Source organism: Mangrovicoccus sp. HB161399 (genome assembly GCF_013184745.1).
Lineage (GTDB): Bacteria > Pseudomonadota > Alphaproteobacteria > Rhodobacterales > Rhodobacteraceae > Mangrovicoccus.
Window position 1 is genome coordinate 41144 of the sequence record NZ_JAATVU010000008.1, and the last position, 18853, is coordinate 59996.

Consider the following 18853-nt stretch of genomic DNA (forward strand, 5'->3'; position numbering starts at 1 on the left):
TCATCCCGGTGAACAGGTTTGTCCTGCGTAAAGATTGACAATCTCAACAAAATCGAACAGTTTTGAACGCCGGGAGAGCCGCGCGCCCCGGACGGCCGGACGGCATCCGCACGGCGCAGCGGCAGGCGAAGGAGACGGACGACCCCCATGGAGAAGGCATCGAGCAAGCACCGCGGCAAGCTGATGGGCCGGGTGCGCAAGGACCGGATCACCCAGATGGTCCACGAGAACGGATTCATGTCCTCGGCCGACCTGGCCGAAGCCTTCGACGTTTCCGAAATGACCGTCCGCCGCGACCTGGCGGAGCTGGAGATGCGCGGCGAGGTGCGGCGCACCCATGGCGGCGCGATTGCCGGGGATGGCGGAGAACCCGCCGCCGACGCGGTCAGCGAACCGGTCTTCGACGAGCGCCAGCGCCGCAATTCGGGCGCCAAGCAGCGCATCGCGCGGGCCGCCGCCAAGCTGATCCAGCCCGGGCAGATCACCGCGCTGGATGTCGGCACCACAACCTTCGAGCTGGGCCGCCTTCTGGTCAGCGATCCGTCGCGGCGCATCTTCACCAACAACCTGCGCATCGCCGCGCTCGACGCCAAGGCCGAGGTCTACCTGCTCGGCGGGCGGCTGCGCTCCAACGAGAAATCCCTGGTCGGCCCGGTCGCGCTGGAACAGGCGCGCAAGCTCTGGTTCGACCTGGTGTTCCTCGGCGTGTCCTCGATCTCCTCGAACGGGATCTTCGACTATTCGATCGAGGATACCGAGATCAAGAAGGCGCTGATCGGGCGCGCGACCACCCGCGTGGTGCTGGCCGACAGCTCCAAGTTCGACGAGATCTCGCTGGTCCAGATCGCCACGCTCAATCAATTCGACATCCTCGTGACGGACAGGGCGCCCGAAGCCGCGCTTGCCGCCGATCTTGCTGCAACAGGGGTGAAGGTGATCGTCGCCGAAGGCGACGGCTGAGCCGCGCCTAGCCGGGCGGCGCCAGGTACTGGTCGGGCACGACGGGCCGGCCGGTGCGCGCCGCCTCCTCGCAGGCGAAGAGGATGCGGTGCATCTCCCAGGCGGCATCGAAGCCGGAATAGGGCATCGGGGCGTCCTCGCGCAGGTTGGCGAGGATGCGGCCGAACATCGGGGTGAACATGTCCGGCGACAGCACCCCGGCATCGTTGATCGAGCGCGTGGCGAGTTCGGTCCAGCCCTGCGGCTCCAGCCCCTGCATCATCGTCCGCGACAGGATCCGCGTGTCGATCAGCGAACCTTCGTCTCCGATCAGCGAGTTGCGCCAGTAATAGGGGTGCAGGCTGTCGAGGCAGGAAGTGACCTTGCCGATCCGCCCGTCCTCGAAGCGGATCAGGTTGACCTGGGTCGCCTGCCATTCCAGCGCCTCGAAATCCCTGGCCGAGGAATGCGTGGAAAACGCCGAGACCTCGGCCACGCGGGTGTCCTTCATCAGGTTCATCAGCAGCATCAGCGGATGGCAGCCGCAGAACAGCATCGACGAGCCGCCGACGCGCTTGGTGCGCGCCCACCAATATTGCTGGACCGACGGGTTGATGCCGTTGAAATACTCGATCTCGGCCAGGTGGACACGGCCGAGATAGCCCTTTTCCACCGCCTCGATCGTCGCCTGCAGCTGGCCGTAATGGAATTCCTGGAAGCCGATGAAGACCCGCGTGCCCGCGGCCTTCACCGCCTTGCGGACCGCGATCAGATCCTCGGGCGTCAGGCAGATCGGCTTTTCCAGCAGCACGTGCAGCCCCCGCCCCACCGCCTCGATGATCTCGGCGGCATGGGTGTCGTGCAGCGTGCAGATCGACACGAAATCGCACTCCACCGCATCGAGCATCCCGGCAAAGCTGCCGAAGACCGGCACGTCCGGGCCGCACGCGGCCGCAACGGCCGGGGCCTCGGTCTCGGGGCGCAGCGAATGGACGCCCACCACATCGACGCCGTCCATGCCCGCCCAGGTTTCCGCGTGGCAGCGCCCGGCCATGCCGAAGCCCGCGATGCATACCCGCAGCGGGCGGCCTTGCTCGAGCACGGGCATCAGGCGGCCTCCCGGTCCTGCACCGCGAAGGGGCGCTGGGTTCCGGGATCGTAGAGCAGCGCATCGGCCGGGTCGAAGCGGGCATGCAGCACCGTCCCGACCTGCGCATGGAACCCTGCGGGCGCGACCGCCCGCACCCGCGCGCCCGAGGGCGTGTCGGCGATGACGATGGCCTCGTTGCCGAGCTGCTCGATCGCATAGACCTTCATCGGCAGCGCGCCGGGCCCGGAACCGGCCAGCTGCATCAGATAGGGGCGGATCCCCAGCACCGCCGCGCTGGCGGGCGCCATGCCCGCGAAGGCACCCGCCAGCGGCAGGCGGAAGTCCTTGCAGGCGAAAACCTTCATGCCGCCCTCGGCCACCACCTCGCCCTCGATCAGGTTCATCGGCGGCGAGCCGATGAAGCCGGCCGCGAACAGGGTCTCGGGACGGTTGTAGACCTCTTCCGGCGTGCCGATCTGCTCCAGCTTGCCGTTGCGCATTATGCCGATCCGGTCGCCCATGGTCATCGCCTCGACCTGGTCGTGGGTGACGAAGACCATCGTGGTGTTGAACCGCTTCTGCAGGTTGACCAGTTCCGCGCGCAAGCTCATCCGCAGCGCGGCGTCGAGCGCGGAAAGCGGCTCGTCGAGCAGGAAGCAGTCGGGCTCGCGCACGATCGCCTTGGCAGTGGCCACCCGCTGCCGCTCGCCGCCCGAGAGCTGGCCGGGCAGCTTGTCCAGCAGCCGCCGCACGTCCACCATCTCGGCGGCGCGCAAGATCCGCGCCTCGATCTCGTTCCTGGGCAGTCCCGAGCGCTTCAGCGACATGTAGATGTTCTGGTAGGCGGTCAGGTGCGGGTAGAGCAGCGAGGACTGGAACACCATCGCGATGTTGCGCTCGTGCGGCGAGGTGTCCGTGACGTCCTTGCCGTCGAACAGGATCCGGCCGCTGGTCGGCTCGGTCAGCCCGGCGATCATGTTCATTGTGGTGGACTTGCCGCAGCCCGACGGGCCGAGCAGCACCAGCAGCTCGCCGTCATGGATGGTCAGGTCCAGGCTGGAGACTGCGTCGTGGCTGCCGTAGCGCTTGACGATGTTCTGCAGGTCGATGCGGGCCATGGGGGTCTCCGGCGTCAGGCAAAGTTCATTTCGGCGACGTGCTTCTGGAGGAAGAACGCGATGAAGAAGGGCGGCAGAAGGCTGAGGAACAGGCTCGCGGCCAGCTGCGCGGGTTCGGGCACCTGGAAGAGGAAGCCGGACATCGCCGCGGGCAGGGTCACGGCATCCGATCCGGTCACCAGCACCTGGGCATAGACGTATTCGTTCCAGGAGAAGAGGAAGCCGATCACGCCCGCCACCAGGATGCCGGATTTCGCCATCGGCACGATGATCCGCACGAAGATGTAGAGCCGCGAGAACCCGTCGATCCGCCCCATCGCCTCGATCGGCGGGAGGTTCTTGAAGAAGCCGATCAGCAGCCAGGCGACGATCGGGATGGTGATGGTCAGCGTGATGATCACCAGCCCGCCCAGCGTGCCCACCAGCCCGAGCTGGACATAGAGCGTGTAGAACGGGATCAGCGTGGAGACCGGCGGCAGCGACACCGACAGCAGGACCGCGGCCAGCATCTTGCCCTTGAAGGGGAAATCCATGCGGGCGAAGACATAGGCCAGCGGCAGCACCACCACCATGGTGACGATGGTGACGATCGCCGAGACCAGCAGCGAGTTGCGCAGCCCCAGCATGATCTGGTTCGCCTGCCCCGAGGCCGGGAAGACCGTGCCGTCCGCGGCGGTGTAGTCGAAGCCGAAGATGTTGTAGAACGCGGCCAGCTGCGGCGCGTGCGGGTAGAGTTCGGGCGGGAAGCGCGCGATCTCGGATTTCGTCATGAAGGCGTATTTCACCACCCAGTACATGGGCAGGAAGGTCCAGAGCAGCGCCACGGCCACCGCGAGGATCAGCCAGACGGGATAGCGGGACCGGCTCATTTGCGCTCCTCCCTGCGGCCCCAGAGGGCATAGATCAGACCCGTCGTGCCGAGGATCAGCGCCAGCAGGAAGAAGGACATCGCGGCCCCGTAGCCGAGGTCGAGATTGACGAAGCTGATCTGGTAGAGGAGGTAGGTCAGCACCGTCGAGGAATTGCCCGGTCCGCCCTGGGTCTCGGTGAAAATGTAGTCGAAGGTCTTCAGCGCCAGAACGGTCGAGATGCAGGTGAAGACGAACAGAGTGAAGCGCAGCGGCGGCAGGGTGACGTGCCAGAAGGTTTCGTAGCTGCGCATCCGGTCGATCTTGGCCAGGTCGTAGAGCCGCTTCGGCGTGGTCAGCATGTTGGCCAGCAGGAAGAAGGCGACCAGCGGCGCCATGTTCCAGGCCGCGCCGAGAGCGAGATACTCGATCACCGCCGCCTGGGTGATCAGGTTCAGCGTGCCGTCGAAGCCGAAAGCCGAGATCAGCGCCGTGCCGATGCCGGTCTGGCCGCGGCCGAAATAGGCGAAGAAAATCCCCGCGCCATAGGGCGACACCGCCCAGGGCAGGATGATCATCGCCCGCAGCCAGCGCCAGCGCGGCTTCAGATCCCGCAGCACCAGCGCCAGCGCCAGGCCGATGCCGATTGTCAGCACCACGGTCTCCACCGTGAACCGCAGCGACAGGCCCAGCGACCGCCAGAACTTCGGATCGGCCAGCGCCGCCTTGTAGTTGGCGAGCCCGACGAATTCCGCCGAATAGCCGCCGAAGAAGCGGATCTCGTGGAAGGACAGGTAGAGCGCGTAGCCGAGCGGATAGGCGACCACGACGAGAAGGAAGAGGAGCACCGGCACCGTCACCACGAGGGCAAACTGCAGGTTGCTCAGCTCCTTTCGGCGCGGCGGGCGGGCCGCTGCGGCGGCGGCGGCCGGATCGGCGCCTGCGGTTTGGGGGAGGCTAGGCAAGGCGATGGCTTTCCTTCGGCATCGGCAGGGGGCGGGCGGCCCGGGAGCCGCCAGCAGGGCTGTCCGGCCGGAAGGGACCGGCCGGAGCGGGGCGATCAGATGTTGTAGCGCTTGTTCAGCCGTTCCATCTCGGCATTGGCGGCGTCGATGACGTCTTCCGGAGCCAAGTCGTTCTGCAGGAACTCGAACAGCTTGTCGCGCAGCCAGAAGTTGAATTCCTCCGACCAGACGACGTTCCAGATGCTCTTGGGATAGGGCGCGCTGGCATAGACGTCGAGAACGGTGTCGTAATCCTCGGGCTTCATCAGCGACTTGGAGACGCTGTCGCGCGCCGCGTCGCTTTCCATCACCGGCTTGTAGGCCGAGAACAGCATGTTCTCCTCCAGCCAGCGGTTCGCCACCGCGAAGGTGCCGTCCTGGTCCTTGTAGCCGTACCAGCTGACGAATTTCTCGACATCCGACTCCAGCGCCGCGGACCGCTTGCGGTTGGTCATGACGTAGAGCGCGCTGTCGATCAGGCCCCAGCTCTGCTTCTCCGCCGAGAGCAGCGTCACAGACCCGGCGATGTCCGCCGACTGGGCCGGATCGTTGAAGGTCTTGATGTCGTAGAGCTGCTGCGGGCTGAAGGCATAGCGGCCGGAACGGAAGGCGTCGATATAGCCGGCCTCGTTGTAGGACAGCACCTCTTCGGGGATGATCCCGGATTTCCACAGCTTCTTCCACGCGCGCAGCGTGTCGCCGGCAGGTCCGTCGGCGGTCAGCACCGGCGCATGGGTCTCCGGATCCGCGACCTGGCCGCCGCGGTTCATGACCTCGAAGACGAAGCCCCAGCTCACCCCGAAATACTCGGCGAACCAGTGCGGCAGGAACGGGTTCTCGATCCCGGCCTCGTGCATCTTGTAGACGGCGTCGTAGAACTCGTCCCAGGTGGTGGGCAGGTCGGCCGCGGTCATGCCGGCCTTCTCGACGGCCTTCATGTTGACCAGCATCGCGCCCCGGGTCGTCACGAAGTAGCTGAGCCCCAGGAGCTTGCCATCGACGGACCAGGCCTCGCGGATGTTGGGATACATCGCGTCGGCGATTTCCTGGCCGTTGGGCAGTTCGGAAGCGGGTTTCACCCAGCCGCCGCCCATGTAGCGCACCGCGCTCGACGGGTTGGCGTAGAGCACGTCGAGATCGCCCTTGGCAATCAGGGTCTTCTCCATGATGGACGGATAGTCGCCCGTGACGGTGGCATAGTCGACATTGCCGCCCATCTCGGAATTGTAGCGGTCGACATTGCCCTGGACCACGTCGGTCCGGAACTGCCAGCCGCGGAAATACACCGTCTCGCCGGAGGAGGCCGCCAGATCCTCGGCGCGCGCCGGAAGCCCGCCCGCAGCCAGCGCGGTCGCGCCCAGCAGCATGGCGACCGCCTGCCGCCTCGTGGTCTTGATCCCTGTCATCTTCTTCGTCCGTCCTCTCTGGTTGCCGTGCATGCCGGGGCCGGCGGAGAGCGCTCCGCGATGGTCCGTGTCGTGACGTGTTTGATTTTTGTTTGTATGTGTTCGATTGAGACGTCTCGAACTGTTCGGGTCAAGAAAATTTCGATCACCTTTACGCAAAAAATTCATGATCCCGACATGCAGCTTAAGATCTGGGCAAAGCGCATTCTGCGCTGAAATGATGGAAAACGGTACGAATTCAGGCCATTTCAATGAATTTATCTGATTTTCCGGCGGAAACTGAGCAGATGGCGCATACCCCCGCAGCCCGTCTCCGGGATGCAGGGTTGCGCGCCACATTCGTGCGTTTTTGTTCGATGCAGCCGCCGGTCCCGGCCCCGTCAGAGGCCCCGGGCCAGCTCGGCCAGCATCACGGCCGCCTCGACCACCTGGGCGACCTCGACATGCTCGTCGACCGCATGGGCCTGCGCGATGTTGCCCGGCCCGAAGACGATGGTCGGCACGCCCGCGACATTGACCATCTTGGTGGCGTCCGAACCGTAGGGCACGCCCAGGGCCGGACCGGACCGTCCATGCGCCGCGCAGATCGCGCCCATCCGGGTGACGATCTCCGCCGTCTCCGGGACATCCATCGCCGAGGAATCGACGAAGGGCTCGGACACCTCGACCCCGAGGCCGGGCATCTCCGCGGCCAGCCCCCCGGCCAGCGCGCGGAAGGCCGCATGGACGGCCCGGCTGTCCTCGGACGGCAGGTAGCGGTAGTCGAAGCGCAGCCGCGCCGAAGACGGCACCGTGTTCGGCCCTTCCCCCGACTCGAAGCCGGTGCAGACAAGCGTGGCCGCGCCCAGCAGCGGATGGGCCTCCGTGCGCCGCGCCATTTCGGCGTCGCAGAGCGCGAGGAAGCGCCGCCCCGCCTCGATCGCGTTCAGCCCCTCATGCGGCTTCGAGGTATGGGCCGGGCGCCCGCGGAAAGTGACGGTCCAGCGCAGGCAGCCCTTGCAGGCGCGAACCACCTGGCAATCGGTCGGCTCGCCGGCGACGCCGAGCGCGTAGCTCTCGCCGCGGGCGAGATGGTGCAGCACGCCGACATAGTTGTATTCCTCGTCGACGGCGAGGACGACATCGACATCGCCGGGCGGCGGATCGGCCGCCAGCGCGCGCGCCGCCAGCAGGAAGGCCGCCACCGAGGCACCGTCATCCACCGCGCCGCGCCCGTAGAGCCGCCCGTCCTGCAGCCGCGGCGCGAAGGGATCGGCCATGCCGGTGACCTGCACCGTGTCGAGATGGCCCTCCCACATCATCCGCGGCCCGGCCGAGGCCCCCTTCACCCGGACGACCAGGTTCGGCCGCCCCGGCTCCACCTCGTCAAGCTCCGCCGCCAGTCCCTGCGTTTCCGCCCAGTCCTTCAGCGCCAGCGCCAGCGCCGCCTCGCCGAAGATCTCCGGCGGATCGGCGGCAGTGCGGAAGGCGGGATTGACGGAGGGCACCGACACGATCAGGCGCAGCAACGCCTCCGCCGCCTCCGCGGCGATGGCGCCGGTCATGTCGTGTAGACCCCGCCGGTGACGTTGATCCCCTGCCCGGTCATGAAGCCCGAGGCGCCGGAGCAGAGGAACACGGCGAGCCCGGCAATGTCCTCGGGCTCTTCCAGCCGGCCCAGCGGGGTCTGGCTGACATAGTCGGCGATCACCGCTTCGGGGGAGATGCCGCGCAGCTCCGCCTCCCAGCCGACCTCGCGCTCCTGCATGCCGGTGCGCACGAAGCCCGGGCAGACCGCGTTCACCCGGATGCCCGCCGGTGCCAGCTCGCGCGCCAGCCCCTGGGTCCAGCCGAGCACGGCGAATTTCGAGGCCGAGTAATGCGCCAGCAAGGGCGCACCGACCTTGGCAGCCAGCGAGGCGGTGTTGACGATCACCCCCTTGCCCGTGGACAGGAAATGCCGCGCCGCGACCTGGTTGGTCAGGAACACGCCGCGGGTATTGACGTCGAAGTTGAAGTCCCATTCCTCGTCGGTCAGATCGACCGCGCGGTTCATGGTCGAGACCCCGGCATTGGCGCAGAGGATGTCGTAGCCGCCCATCGCCTCCGCCGCCGCTTCCATCGCGGCCTCGACGCTCTCGCGTTTCCGGACGTCGATGCCGATCCCGGAATGCTCCGGCCCCAATGCCGCGGCCGCGGCCTTCGCCGCCTCCGCGTCCAGATCGGCGATGGTCACGGTGACGCCATGGGCGGCCAGTGCCGCCGCGATGGCCCCGCCGATGCCGCGCGCGCCGCCCGTCACGATGGCCTTGCGTCCCTTGAGATCACTGCCGATCAGTGCCTGCTCCGTCATGCCTGTCCGTCCTTGCCGAGGGGCGCGGTCGGGAACGGTGCCGGGTCCAGGAACCGCTTCAGCACGTTGCCGGTAATCCGCGACACGTTGTTGTCATAGCCATTATGCGACAGCGATCCGCACCAGGCGATCGAGGCGGTGGCGAAGATCGCGCCGCCCGCGGGGGTCTCGCCGAAGGCCATGTCGGCGCGCACCTGCATGTTCTGGTCGCCGCCAAGCGCCGGGGGCACCACGCCGAACTCCTCGTTGACCAGCAGCATCATCGAGCCATGCAACTCAGAGGTTGCCAGCCGCAGCATGTTCGGCGGCGAGCCCAGATCGGTGTTGATGCAGTCGAGCTCGATCCCCGCCGCACCGCCGCCGACCAGGCCGAAATCGCCGATGATCTCGTCCGGCACGCCCTCGAAGATGAAGGCCGCCCGCGGATTGTCCGCATCGGGCGCGCGCCGGTAATAGGAGGAAAAGTCGAAGCCCTGCGCGACGAAGCCGACCCCTGCCATGACGTTCGGCGCCCGGCCGATCCGCCGCCAGAGCCCGCCATATTCGCCGGTGAAGCTGTGGTAGTACTCGCCCGGCTCGGAGATCCAGGGCCGGATGCCGTCCTCGGCACGGCGCAGCTCGATCGCGCCGGGATAGTGGTCCGAGAAGGCAACGCGCCAGTACCAGCCGTTGCCGCCCATGTACATCAGCCGCCCGCCGCGGTCGATCCAGGCCTTCATCGCGTCCCACATCCGGGTGGAGTGGTATTCCGGATGGGTGCCGGTCATCACCACGTCATAGGGGGCGAGCAGGTCGAGCCCGCCCTCGTGCAGGTCCTCGTCGGTGATGACGTCGTAGTCGTAGCCCATCTGCTCCAGCCAGTCGAAGAGATGGGTATCGGCATTGTACTGGTAGACCGCCGAGCCGTGCCCGCCCAGCCAGGAATGGTACTGCGCGGTGAAGTTCAGGATCGGCCGCAGCCGCGAGGAATAGGCGACGCCCGAGCCGTCCAGATGGGTGTCGTAGAGCGAGCCCCCCAGTTCGGGATGGTCGTACATGTAGAGGTCGGAATGGCCGAAATGCACCATGCGGTTCATCTGCAGCTCGACGCCGCGGGCGGTGATATGCTCGCCATGGTTGGCATAGGCCATGTAGGAACAGGTCGGCGCGAGGAAGAGGAGCCGCGGCCGCTCGCCCCGCTTCGCCCCTTTCGGCGGGGTGACGAAGAAGGACAGGTAGTCCTCGCGCGTCGCCTCCCGGTCACTCGGTCCGCAGCTGACATGCAGCGCATAGGGGCCGGAGGGCAGGTCCGCGGGCAGCTCCAGAGCCACCGAGGGCGTCCAGCCCGCGTCGTAGACATCGTCGGAATGGAAATGCACCGCGCCGTAATGCTCGGGCTTCTCTCTCCAGGAATGGCTTTCTCCGGTCCAGTTCCAGCCCTTCATCCCGCGGGTCGGCAGGTTCTCCAGCCGCCCGTGCCGGGCGAAGGGGCCGATATCGACAGCCTCGGGCGTGTCGATCTTCTTCGAGAAGTCGTATTGCGCGATGACTGCGCGGCGCAGCGACGGGTCGCCCGGGCGGGTCATCATCCGGTCGTGCAGATCGGGGCCATGGCGTCCCGCGATCAGGGCCGGACCGTCGATCTTGCCGTCGAAATGCGCGCCGACCGTGCCGTCGGGCATCGCCAGCCCGGCCATCGCCAGCCCGGGAACCGGGGCGGCCGGAACCAGCTGGGCCTGCACCGACACGGTGTCATCCGCCAGCGCGTAGGGCACGACCGGCGCCTGGTCCAGCACGGCGAGCCCCGAGACCGGGTCGACATGGATGCACAGCGCGTACCACTGCCGCTCCACCATCGGCCGGCTGCCGGTCAGCGTCTTCACCCCGCCGGGTCCGCCCAGCGTCACGCTCACCGCCCCGCCCTTCTCCATGGCGACGCGCCAGCCCGACTGGCTTGCCTCGTCCCATTGTGCCGCGATGGTCTGGTTGCCGAGGCGCAGCAGCGTCGGCCAGATCATCGTGTAGAAGGTGAAGGGACCCGTCGCGGCCGGCACCGACGGCGCGCTCATGTAGCTGCCCGCGTCGATGCGCTGCGGCCCGCCCGGATGGCTGCCATCGGCATTCGACGGCACATGCCGGAATTTCAGCCCCGGCCCCTCGGGATTGCAGTCGCCATGGATGACGCGCACCAGCCGCGCGTCGAAGCGCTCGCCCTCCTCGAGGGACACCATGAAATTGACCGTCTCGCCGGCGGCGGCGCTCAGGCGATCGGGATAGCCCGTGATCTTCAGCATGGCTCAGGCTTCGTCCTTCAGCGGCATGTTCAGGCTTTCGCCGGTGTGTTGCTTCCAGCGGCGGCAGAAGAGCTCCCACTCGGCCTCCTCGCGGGTGGCGAAGACCATGTCCTCCTCCACCACGATCGGGTCCTCGCGGTGCTCGGGCATGCGTCCGATGACGAACTCGGCGAATTCGACCCGGGCGATCAGGATGTACTGGTCGCCGCCCGTCCAGGTCCGCATGATGTTCAGCATCCGCTGCAATCCGGGCGAATGCGGCGCGATCGGGTTGGCGCGGAATTCCTCGATATGCTGGCGGTCCGCCTCGGCGGTGATCCTGTAGACCATGTCAGGCCTCCGCCGGCATCAGCCCGAGATGCCCCGGCAGGGCCCCGAGCGATGTCATGGTGGCGCGCGTGCCGGGCACCGTGCCGCCTTCGGGCAGGATCCCGTAAACGGCAAGTCCCGCCGCGCCCGCTGAGGCGGCACCGGTCGCGCTGTCCTCGACCGCCGCCATCTCGCCGGGCTGCAGGCCCAGCCGCGCCGCGGCCGACGCGTAGGGTTCGGGGTCGGGCTTGCCCGCGGCCACGTCGTCGAGGCTGATGGAGAAGCCGACGAAGCGGGCGATGCCGAGCGCGGCGATGTTCGCATCGACCACGCGCCGTCCGGAATTCGACACGCAGACCTGCGCGATCCCCGCCGCGTCGAGCGCCGCCATCGTCTCGGCCGCGCCGGGCAGCGGCTGCAGTTCGGCCGCCCGCGCGCAATAGAGATCGACGATCTGCTCCGCCCAGACCGCCTCGGCGAGCTCCGGCGGGCGCCGCTGCGCGAGCCCGGTCCACACGTCGCGCAGATGCACGCCGCGGAAATGGCCCTGGTCCAGCCCGGACAGGTCGATGCCCGTCGCGGCGCAGACCGTTTCCAGCACGTCGAGATGCAGGGGTTCGCTGTCCACCAGCGTGCCGTCGATATCCCAGGCAACGGCCTTCACGGGATCACTCATCATGCGCGTCTCCATACTCACCCAGCCGATGATGAACGGACCTCCGCACAGTTTCAAACATTTTAGATCATTTTACACCAAAAAGACACATCCTGACCGAAAATCGGGCAGGCCGGCGCGGCATCCGCACCGGCCCGTCGCGTCAGGCCAGCGCCACGGCGGTCATCTCCACGCGCAGGTCGGGATCGGCCAGCCGCGCCTCGACGCAGGCGCGCGCCGGTGCTGCGCCGGGCACGATCCAAGCGTCGTAGACCGCGTTCATCGCATCGAAATCCGAGATGTTCGGCAGGAAGACATTGACCGCCACCAGCCTGTCCTTGGAGGTGCCGGCCTCTTCCAGCAGCGCCTCGATCTTCGCCAGCACGGACCGGGTCTGGTCCTCCAGCGGGGCCTTCGGGTCATCGGCGACCTGGCCCGCGACATGGACCATGCCGCCGGCCTTCACCGCCATGCTCATGCGGCTGTTCTGCTTGATGCGTTCGATCATGGGAAACCTTCTTCTGATCTTGGGGGGAATGCGTGGCTCAGCCGAAAGAGGTCGGAAGCGCCGCGGCCACCCGCCCGTCCCCGTCGAGGCACCAGACCAGCGCATGCCGGTCGAGATTGGTGCAGGGATGGGAGAGGCCGAATTCCAGCACGTCGCCGACGCGCAGCGGACTGCCCGGCGCCACGGACAGGAATCCGTGCTGGTCGTTGAACTTTTCGAGCGCGATCCCGCCGGCGCGCGCCAGCCGCTCGCCGCCGCGCCAGACATGCAGCGGCACCGGCAGGCCCTGGTCGGAGGCGGCGTCGCGCATGCCGAGCCCGCAGACCGCCAGCCCCGGCTCTGGGCAGGACAGCACCTCGGCCCAGAGCCGCAGGGCCGGAGAGAAACTGCCCGCGGACAGCGCCCCGCGCGCGGCCATTGCCGCCAGGCCGCGCTCGTACACGCCGTGATCGTGGAAGAACACCGCGCCCGAGCGCAGGATCAGCCGCGTGCGCCCGTCCGCCGCCGCGACCGGCGCGAGAATCTCCAGCACCCGGTCGAACCACAGCGACCCGCCTGCCGTCAGGATCAGCGGCTGCGCCGGGCCGGTCCGCGACCGGATCGCCGCATGCAGCGCCGCCATGCGCTGCATCAGCGCATCGACCCGCATCAGCGACTGCGCCCCGTCCGCCACCGTCGCGGCGCCCTCATAGGCGGCCACGCCGCTGAGGAACAGGCCGCCTTGCGGATCGAGCGCCAGAACCTCGCCGACCAGCTCCGCCGCGGCGCCATCCGTGCGCAGCCCGCCGCGCCCGGTGCCCAGCTCCGCCAGCAGCCCCAGCGGCGGCATCGTCCCGGCAATGGCCGCCTCCGCCGCCCAGGCCGCCGCCAGCTCGCGCACCGCAACGGCCGAGTCGACGAAGACATGCAGCTCGGCCCGGCGGTGATGGCGCATCAGCCGCGCCAGCCGCCGCGCGCCGCCGCGCCCGCCGACGCCGTTGGCCAGCAGGATCCGCTGCAGCCCGCCCTCCAGCATGACCGAGGCCTGGCGCGCATCCGCCACAGTTGCCCCCCAGGCGCCCGCCTCTTCCAGCCGACGCGCCAGGTCGACCGACATCGGCGTCTTGGCATGCGGCGCGATCAGCCCGCCCTCGGCCGCCAGCAGATCCATCATCGCCGCGGCATTCGCATCGAAATCCGGCAGCGACATCGACAGCAGCGGCAGCGCCATCGCCCCGTCGGCCGGATACCAGCCGCGCCCGCCGATCGCATTGGCCGGCATCGGGTCGTGGCCGGAGGGAAAGCCGCGGTAGCGGTCGTCGAGCCAGCCGTCCCAGCCGGTAGCGAACTCCCTGCGCATGTCAGGCCTCCTGCGCTTCGGGCGCGATCCGGTAGATCCGCACCGCGGTGTCGTGGAAGAAGGCCCGCTGGTCCGCCTCCGGCAGCACGGACAGCCGCGAACGGTAGACATCGAGCAGCGCCCCGAACTCCGCCTGCAGCCCCGACACCGGCAGGTCCGAACCGAAGAGCGACCGCTGCGGCCCGAAGGCATCGAGGCAGGTGCCGATCACCGCGCCAAGGCTCTCCCCGGTCCAGTCATGGTCATAGGCGACCGGGTTCGATATCTTCAGGCAGACATTCGGACAGGCGCCGAGCCGCGCGAGGCCCGCGGCCCAGTCCGCCATGCCCGCCGCGCTGCGATCGGCCGGACTGCCGCAATGGTTCAGCACGAAGGTCAGATCCGGAAAGTCGCGCGCCAGCGCCTCCGCCTCCGCCATCTGCGGCGGGTAGAGCATCAGCTCGAAGACCAGCCCGGTTTCCGCCAGCGCGGCGAGGCCGCGGCGCCAGGCCGGATCGGACATCCGTCCGGCCGCGGCCGCGAAGGACCGCGCCGGATCGGGGTGCCAGGCGACGATGTCGCGCAGCCCGGCCGCGCGGGGATGCGCCGCCTCGGCCCGCACCAGTTCGGCCGCCTCCGGCAGCCCCAGATCGACGCGGAAGACATGGCGGCGCGCCACCGCCGAGCGGTCGAGCGTGTCGAGCCACGCCGTCTCGCTGCCCGGCGGGCCGTCCCAGCCTGCCTCGACATGGACCGTCGCCACCACGCCCTGCCCGGCCGTCTCGGCCAGGTAGCCGGCGACCAGATAGTCGCGCCGCAGCGGCGCCAGGCTGCCCATCGGCAGGCCGTCGCCATCGCCGCCGTCCGAGCCGAGCCAGCCATGCCGCCCCATCCCGTAGGCCCACAGGTGATGATGCGCATCGATGATCGGCCCGGAATATCGGCTCATGGCGGTCCCCAGTTCAGTCGGCATCCGTGAAACAGGTATTGTCCGCTATAACGGACATGTGTACCTTATACCGGAATTGATAGACGGGACTCGGCGGAATGATCAAGGGCGAAGACGCGCCGAAGCGGCGCGAGCACGGGCTGGACCGCGCCATGGACCTGATGGAGGCCCTGCGGCGCGCCCGCGAACCGATGCGGCCCAACGAGCTGGCAACCCTGCTGGGGGCGCCGCGGTCTTCGGTGCACGAGATGGTGGGGCGGATGCTGGCGCTGGGGCTGCTCGACGCCGCCGACGGCGACGGCCGGGTGTTCCTCGGGCGCAAGCTCTATCTCTTCGGCATCGCCTACCTGGAATCGAGCCGCGGCCTGCGGCTGGCGGAGGCCGCGCTGGAACGGATCACCGCCGAGACCCGCGAGCTGTCGCAGTTCTGCGCGCTCGACGGCAACCGCTACGTGGTTCTGCGCCAGCGCGAGAGCGCCCGTCCGTTCCGCATCTCCGCCGATACCGGCCAGCCGATCCCGATTCCGCAGACCGCCTCGGGGCGGCTGCTGGTCTCCGATCTGGGCGACGACGAGATCCGCGCGCTGATCCCGCCGGAGGATTTCCGCACGCCCGCGGGCGCGCCGATCGACCCGGACGGCTTCATCGCAGAAGTCCGCGCCGCGCGGCAGGCAGGCGTCTTCTCCTTCGACAGCATGGCCGACACCTTCACCCACTGCTTCGCCGTGCCGGTGGAGGACGCCTCGGGCCGCGTGGCGGCGACGCTGTGCATCGTGGCGCCGATCGACGACGCGAATGCCAACCGCGACGCCTATGTCGCCTGCCTGAAGGCCGCCGCGGAACCGCTGCACGGGCGCATCTGAAGGGAAGGACAGCGCATGTATCTGGGACTCGACATCGGCACCTCGGTGATAAAGGCGGCGCTGTTCGGCACCGACGGCCGCGAAATCGCCGAGGCGGCCCGCCGCGCCGCGCTGGCCCCGGCGCCGCCCGGCTGGTCCGAGGTCGAGGCAGAGGATGTCTGGCAGGCGGCCTGCGCCGTGCTGTCGGAACTGCTCGCCGGGCGGGACACGTCGCAGCTGCGCGGGATCGGCCTGACCGGCGTGATGGTCGGCGCCTGGCTGACCGGCGGCGACGGCGCAGTGCTGCGGCGGCCGATCCTGTGGAACGACGCCCGCGCCCAGGGGCTGATCGACCGCAAGCTCAGGGAAATGCCGGATCTCTATCCTGCGGTCTTCTCGGAGTCGGGTTCGGTCATGCAGCTCGGCTGCACGCTGCCGGTGCTGGCCTGGCTGGCCGAGAACGAGCCCGAGACGCTGGCGCGGGCGCGCCATGCGCTCCCGGCCAAGGACTACATCCGCTTCCGCCTGACCGGCGAGATCGCCACCGACGAATCCGAAAGCGCGATGGCGCCCGGATCCGCGCGGGACCGCGGATTTTCCGCCGCCCAGGCGGAGCGGCTCGGCGTCGGCGGCCTGACCGGCCTGCTGGCGCCCGTGCGCCGCGGCGAGACCCTGGCCGGGCATGTCACCCGCGCCGCCGCCAAGGCGACCGGCCTGCCCGAGGGCCTGCCCGTCGCCATCGGCACCGGCGACACCTCGGCCTGCGTGCTGGGCGCGGGCTGCCATGCGGCGGGACAGGCGGCCAGCGTGCTGGGCACCACCTGCCTGAACGGCGTGCTCTCCGACAGGCCGCTGTTCGAACCCGAACAGGGGCTGCTCTTCATCGTGCCGGGCGGGCTGTGGATGCGGACCATGGTGAATGTCGCCGGGACCACGGTGCTCGACTGGGCGCTTGCGACCCTCTGCAGCGAGCTGGCGCAGGGCCCCCGCCCCTACGAGGCGATGGAGGCGCTGGCCCGCTCCGCGCCCGCCCATGCCGGCGGGCTGGTCTTCGTGCCCTATCTCTCCGCCTCGGGCGTGATCGCGCCGCGGATCGAACCAGGAGCCAGGGCCGGCTTCATGGGGCTGGCGCCGCAGCATGGCCGCCCGGAGATGCTGCGCGCGGTCTACGAGGGGATCGCCCATGCCATCGCCCATTGCTTCGGGGACATCGCCCTGCCGCTGAGCGAGATCCGGCTGTCGGGGGGCGGTGCGCGCTCGGCCTTCTGGTCGCAGATGATCGCAGACGCCACCGGCACGCCGGTTCTGGTGCCTGAGGGCAGCCAGTTCGGCGCCAAGGGCGCGGCGCTGTGCCTGGCCACGGCGATCGGCGATTTCGCGTCCGTGCGCGAGGCATCTGCCGCGACCTCGCGGGTGCTGCGCACCCATCTGCCAGATCCCGCGGCCGCAGCACTGTTCCGCGAGGCCGCCGGCACCTACCGGATCGCGGCCGATGCGGCGCTCGGCCCGCTGGCCGGGATGCAGCCGCCCGGGGCTCACCCGGCATAGAGCGCCGCCGCAACCGCCGCCATCCGCGCGATCACCGGAGCGAGGATCGCCGCGCCCTTCTCCGCGGTGGCGGCGCGCGCGTCGCCCATCACCGGCGAGGCGGAGAACTCCGTCCAGCGATAGGGCAGTTCGCCGAAATCCGCCGGGAAATCCGGATAGTTGCGGATCGCCAGTTCCATCCGCACGGCCCCCGGCGCGAGATGCAGCATGTAGGAGGTCTCGATCTCGCAGGCATGCATGTAGGCACGGTGCGCCTCGGGCGTCTCGCGCAGCCGCGCCACCTCTGCCGCCGCGCCGGGATAGAAGAGATGCGCCATCGCGAAGCCCTCTTCCTTGAGCGCGCGCTGCGCCTCGCGGACGAAGGGCGCGTTGCCGAGATGCGCATTGACCACGGCCAGCCCCGGAAGCCCCTTCGCCGCGCAGCCGCGGCCGATCTCGCAGAGCAGCCGCACCAGCGTCTCCCCGCCGATGCCCAGCGAGGCGGGCGCATGCTCCAGCGACCAGACCTGGCCATAGGGCAGCAGCGGCAGCCGGTAGAGCGGCACCTCCGCGGCACCCTCCAGCAGATCGCAGAGCCGCTCCGCAAGGATGTTGTCGGTGCCCGCCGGCAGGTGATCGCCATGCGCCTCCAGCGCGCCGAGCGGCAGAACCGCCACCGGGCGCCGCGCCAGCAGCGCGGCCGTCTCCGCATCGTTCAGGGCGGCGGCGCGCATCACTCGCTCCAGGAGAAGGCGCGCGCCGGGTTGGCGACGAAGAACTTCTCGACCAGCGCGGCGCCGTCGAACCCGGCCTCGCCCGCCTCCTCGGCGAAGCGCGGCACCCAGGAGCGCAGGATGTAGCCCAGGCCCAGCCCGCCCTTGCCGTAATGGGCGAACATGGTCCGCCGGGCGATGTCGCCGCCGACGACGATCTGGTCCTCGTGCCCGGCCTCCACCAGCTTCAGGATGCAGTCGATCAGCACGCTCTCGGGATGGTACTTCACCCGCGAGATCCCGTCGAAGCACATGAAGACCCCGGTCTCCGCCGCCTTGCGGTGCACCCAGGGATCGGGGTTGCGGTCCATGTGTGCGATGGTCAGCCGGGACGGATCAACGCCCTCGGCCCTGACGATGTCGAGCTGCTCCAGGATCAGCGTCCCCAGCTCGGTATGCGAATGCAGCGGACAGCCGGTCTGCTTGTGCGCGTCGAGCGCCGCCAGCATGCATTTCCGCTCCGCCTCCGAGATCGTGTTGTAGCCGGTGCCGAACTTGGCAACCCCGCCCTTCAGATCGGTGCCGTCCATGCCCTCGGTCAGCTCGGCCACCACATGCGCAGCCACTTCCGCGCGGCCGCGCGCGTCGATCCACTGCTGGATGGTGCAGTCCGCGCCGGGCATCTGGCCGGGGAACATCACCCCCTTGTTGAACCCGGCCGTGGCGATGATGCGGATCCCGCCCCGGACCGAGATCTCGTGCAGCTTCGCCGCGTCGCGGCCGTAATCGATCGCGGTGGCGTCATAGACCGCCTCGCCGCCCGCCGCGGCGAATTCGGCGACATCGGCCAGCGTGCTGTCCACGCTGTCGATCATGAAATCCTCGATGCCCTCTTCCTGCCAGCGCTGCGGGATGCAGTAGAGGTGATCGTGCGAATACGTGCGCCCCAGCTCTGCGGGGGCGATATCCCCGGTCAGCGTGCGGATGAAGGCCATGACTCGGCTCCCTGGCTGGCAAACGAA

At 68.8% G+C, this 18853-nt stretch carries 18 protein-coding genes; 3 read left to right on the top strand and 15 right to left on the bottom strand.

Features of this window, described 5'->3' with window-relative positions; genetic code table 11:
* Positions 1 to 147: 147 nt before the first annotated feature.
* Complete coding sequence (locus tag HCC78_RS06260; protein ID WP_172327888.1) at positions 148 to 960, top strand: DeoR/GlpR family DNA-binding transcription regulator; 813 nt, start codon at positions 148 to 150, stop codon at positions 958 to 960.
* Between the two features lie 7 nt (positions 961 to 967).
* On the opposite strand, the gene HCC78_RS06265 is transcribed toward HCC78_RS06260, so the two are convergent.
* The 13 genes from HCC78_RS06265 to HCC78_RS06325 all read right to left on the bottom strand — a co-directional run bounded on the left by HCC78_RS06265 (position 968) and on the right by HCC78_RS06325 (position 14749).
* Positions 968 to 2047 carry a Gfo/Idh/MocA family protein gene (locus HCC78_RS06265; protein ID WP_172327889.1) on the bottom strand — a complete coding sequence of 360 codons (1080 nt, stop codon included), beginning with the start codon at positions 2045 to 2047 and terminating at the stop codon, positions 968 to 970.
* Positions 2047 to 3147: an ABC transporter ATP-binding protein gene (locus tag HCC78_RS06270; RefSeq protein ID WP_172327890.1), complete on the bottom strand. Its 1101-nt coding sequence runs from the start codon at positions 3145 to 3147 to the stop codon at positions 2047 to 2049. The genes HCC78_RS06265 and HCC78_RS06270 overlap by 1 nt, the downstream gene beginning before the upstream one ends.
* 14 nt (positions 3148 to 3161) lie before the next feature.
* The gene (locus HCC78_RS06275) at positions 3162 to 4016 is read right to left on the bottom strand and encodes a carbohydrate ABC transporter permease (RefSeq protein ID WP_172327891.1); all 855 of its coding nucleotides are present in this window, start codon (positions 4014 to 4016) and stop codon (positions 3162 to 3164) included.
* The gene (locus HCC78_RS06280) at positions 4013 to 4960 is read right to left on the bottom strand and encodes a carbohydrate ABC transporter permease (protein ID WP_172327892.1); all 948 of its coding nucleotides are present in this window, start codon (positions 4958 to 4960) and stop codon (positions 4013 to 4015) included. The genes HCC78_RS06275 and HCC78_RS06280 overlap by 4 nt, the downstream gene beginning before the upstream one ends.
* A 95-nt stretch (positions 4961 to 5055) precedes the next feature.
* On the bottom strand, positions 5056 to 6405 hold the full coding sequence (locus HCC78_RS06285) for an ABC transporter substrate-binding protein (RefSeq protein ID WP_172327893.1): 1350 nt from the start codon (positions 6403 to 6405) through the stop codon (positions 5056 to 5058).
* 380 nt (positions 6406 to 6785) lie between these two features.
* Positions 6786 to 7949, bottom strand: a complete 1164-nt coding sequence (locus HCC78_RS06290; protein WP_172327894.1) for a M20 family metallopeptidase — start codon at positions 7947 to 7949, stop codon at positions 6786 to 6788.
* Positions 7946 to 8737, bottom strand: coding sequence for an SDR family NAD(P)-dependent oxidoreductase (locus HCC78_RS06295; protein ID WP_172327895.1), 792 nt, complete (start codon positions 8735 to 8737; stop codon positions 7946 to 7948). Before HCC78_RS06295 ends, HCC78_RS06290 begins: the two co-directional genes overlap by 4 nt.
* The gene (locus HCC78_RS06300; protein WP_172327896.1) at positions 8734 to 11010 is read right to left on the bottom strand and encodes a N,N-dimethylformamidase beta subunit family domain-containing protein; all 2277 of its coding nucleotides are present in this window, start codon (positions 11008 to 11010) and stop codon (positions 8734 to 8736) included. The genes HCC78_RS06295 and HCC78_RS06300 overlap by 4 nt, the downstream gene beginning before the upstream one ends.
* Positions 11011 to 11013: 3 nt before the next feature.
* The gene (locus HCC78_RS06305) at positions 11014 to 11340 is read right to left on the bottom strand and encodes a hypothetical protein (RefSeq protein WP_172327897.1); all 327 of its coding nucleotides are present in this window, start codon (positions 11338 to 11340) and stop codon (positions 11014 to 11016) included.
* A gap of 1 nt (position 11341) precedes the next feature.
* On the bottom strand, positions 11342 to 11998 hold the full coding sequence (locus HCC78_RS06310) for an HAD family phosphatase (RefSeq protein ID WP_216671049.1): 657 nt from the start codon (positions 11996 to 11998) through the stop codon (positions 11342 to 11344).
* A gap of 139 nt (positions 11999 to 12137) precedes the next feature.
* Positions 12138 to 12482, bottom strand: a complete 345-nt coding sequence (locus HCC78_RS06315) for a RidA family protein (protein WP_172327898.1) — start codon at positions 12480 to 12482, stop codon at positions 12138 to 12140.
* Positions 12483 to 12519: 37 nt separating this feature from the next.
* On the bottom strand, positions 12520 to 13821 hold the full coding sequence (locus tag HCC78_RS06320) for an amino acid deaminase (RefSeq protein ID WP_172327899.1): 1302 nt from the start codon (positions 13819 to 13821) through the stop codon (positions 12520 to 12522).
* Position 13822: 1 nt separating this feature from the next.
* Positions 13823 to 14749, bottom strand: a complete 927-nt coding sequence (locus tag HCC78_RS06325; RefSeq protein ID WP_172327900.1) for an amidohydrolase — start codon at positions 14747 to 14749, stop codon at positions 13823 to 13825.
* A 98-nt stretch (positions 14750 to 14847) separates the two neighbouring features.
* On the opposite strand from HCC78_RS06325, the gene HCC78_RS06330 reads away from it, so the two are divergent.
* Positions 14848 to 15612 carry an IclR family transcriptional regulator gene (locus HCC78_RS06330; protein WP_172327901.1) on the top strand — a complete coding sequence of 255 codons (765 nt, stop codon included), beginning with the start codon at positions 14848 to 14850 and terminating at the stop codon, positions 15610 to 15612.
* 15 nt (positions 15613 to 15627) lie between these two features.
* Positions 15628 to 17139 carry an FGGY-family carbohydrate kinase gene (locus tag HCC78_RS06335; protein WP_172327902.1) on the top strand — a complete coding sequence of 504 codons (1512 nt, stop codon included), beginning with the start codon at positions 15628 to 15630 and terminating at the stop codon, positions 17137 to 17139.
* Here the strand turns inward: HCC78_RS06335 and HCC78_RS06340 are convergent.
* Together HCC78_RS06340 and HCC78_RS06345 are read right to left on the bottom strand one after the other, a co-directional pair.
* Entirely contained in the window at positions 17127 to 17852 is a 726-nt protein-coding gene (locus HCC78_RS06340) for a creatininase family protein (protein ID WP_172327903.1), read from the bottom strand. The two genes, HCC78_RS06335 and HCC78_RS06340, sit on opposite strands and share 13 nt — an antisense overlap.
* Entirely contained in the window at positions 17852 to 18826 is a 975-nt protein-coding gene (locus HCC78_RS06345) for a phosphotriesterase (RefSeq protein ID WP_172327904.1), read from the bottom strand. The genes HCC78_RS06340 and HCC78_RS06345 overlap by 1 nt, the downstream gene beginning before the upstream one ends.
* Positions 18827 to 18853: the final 27 nt, after the last annotated feature.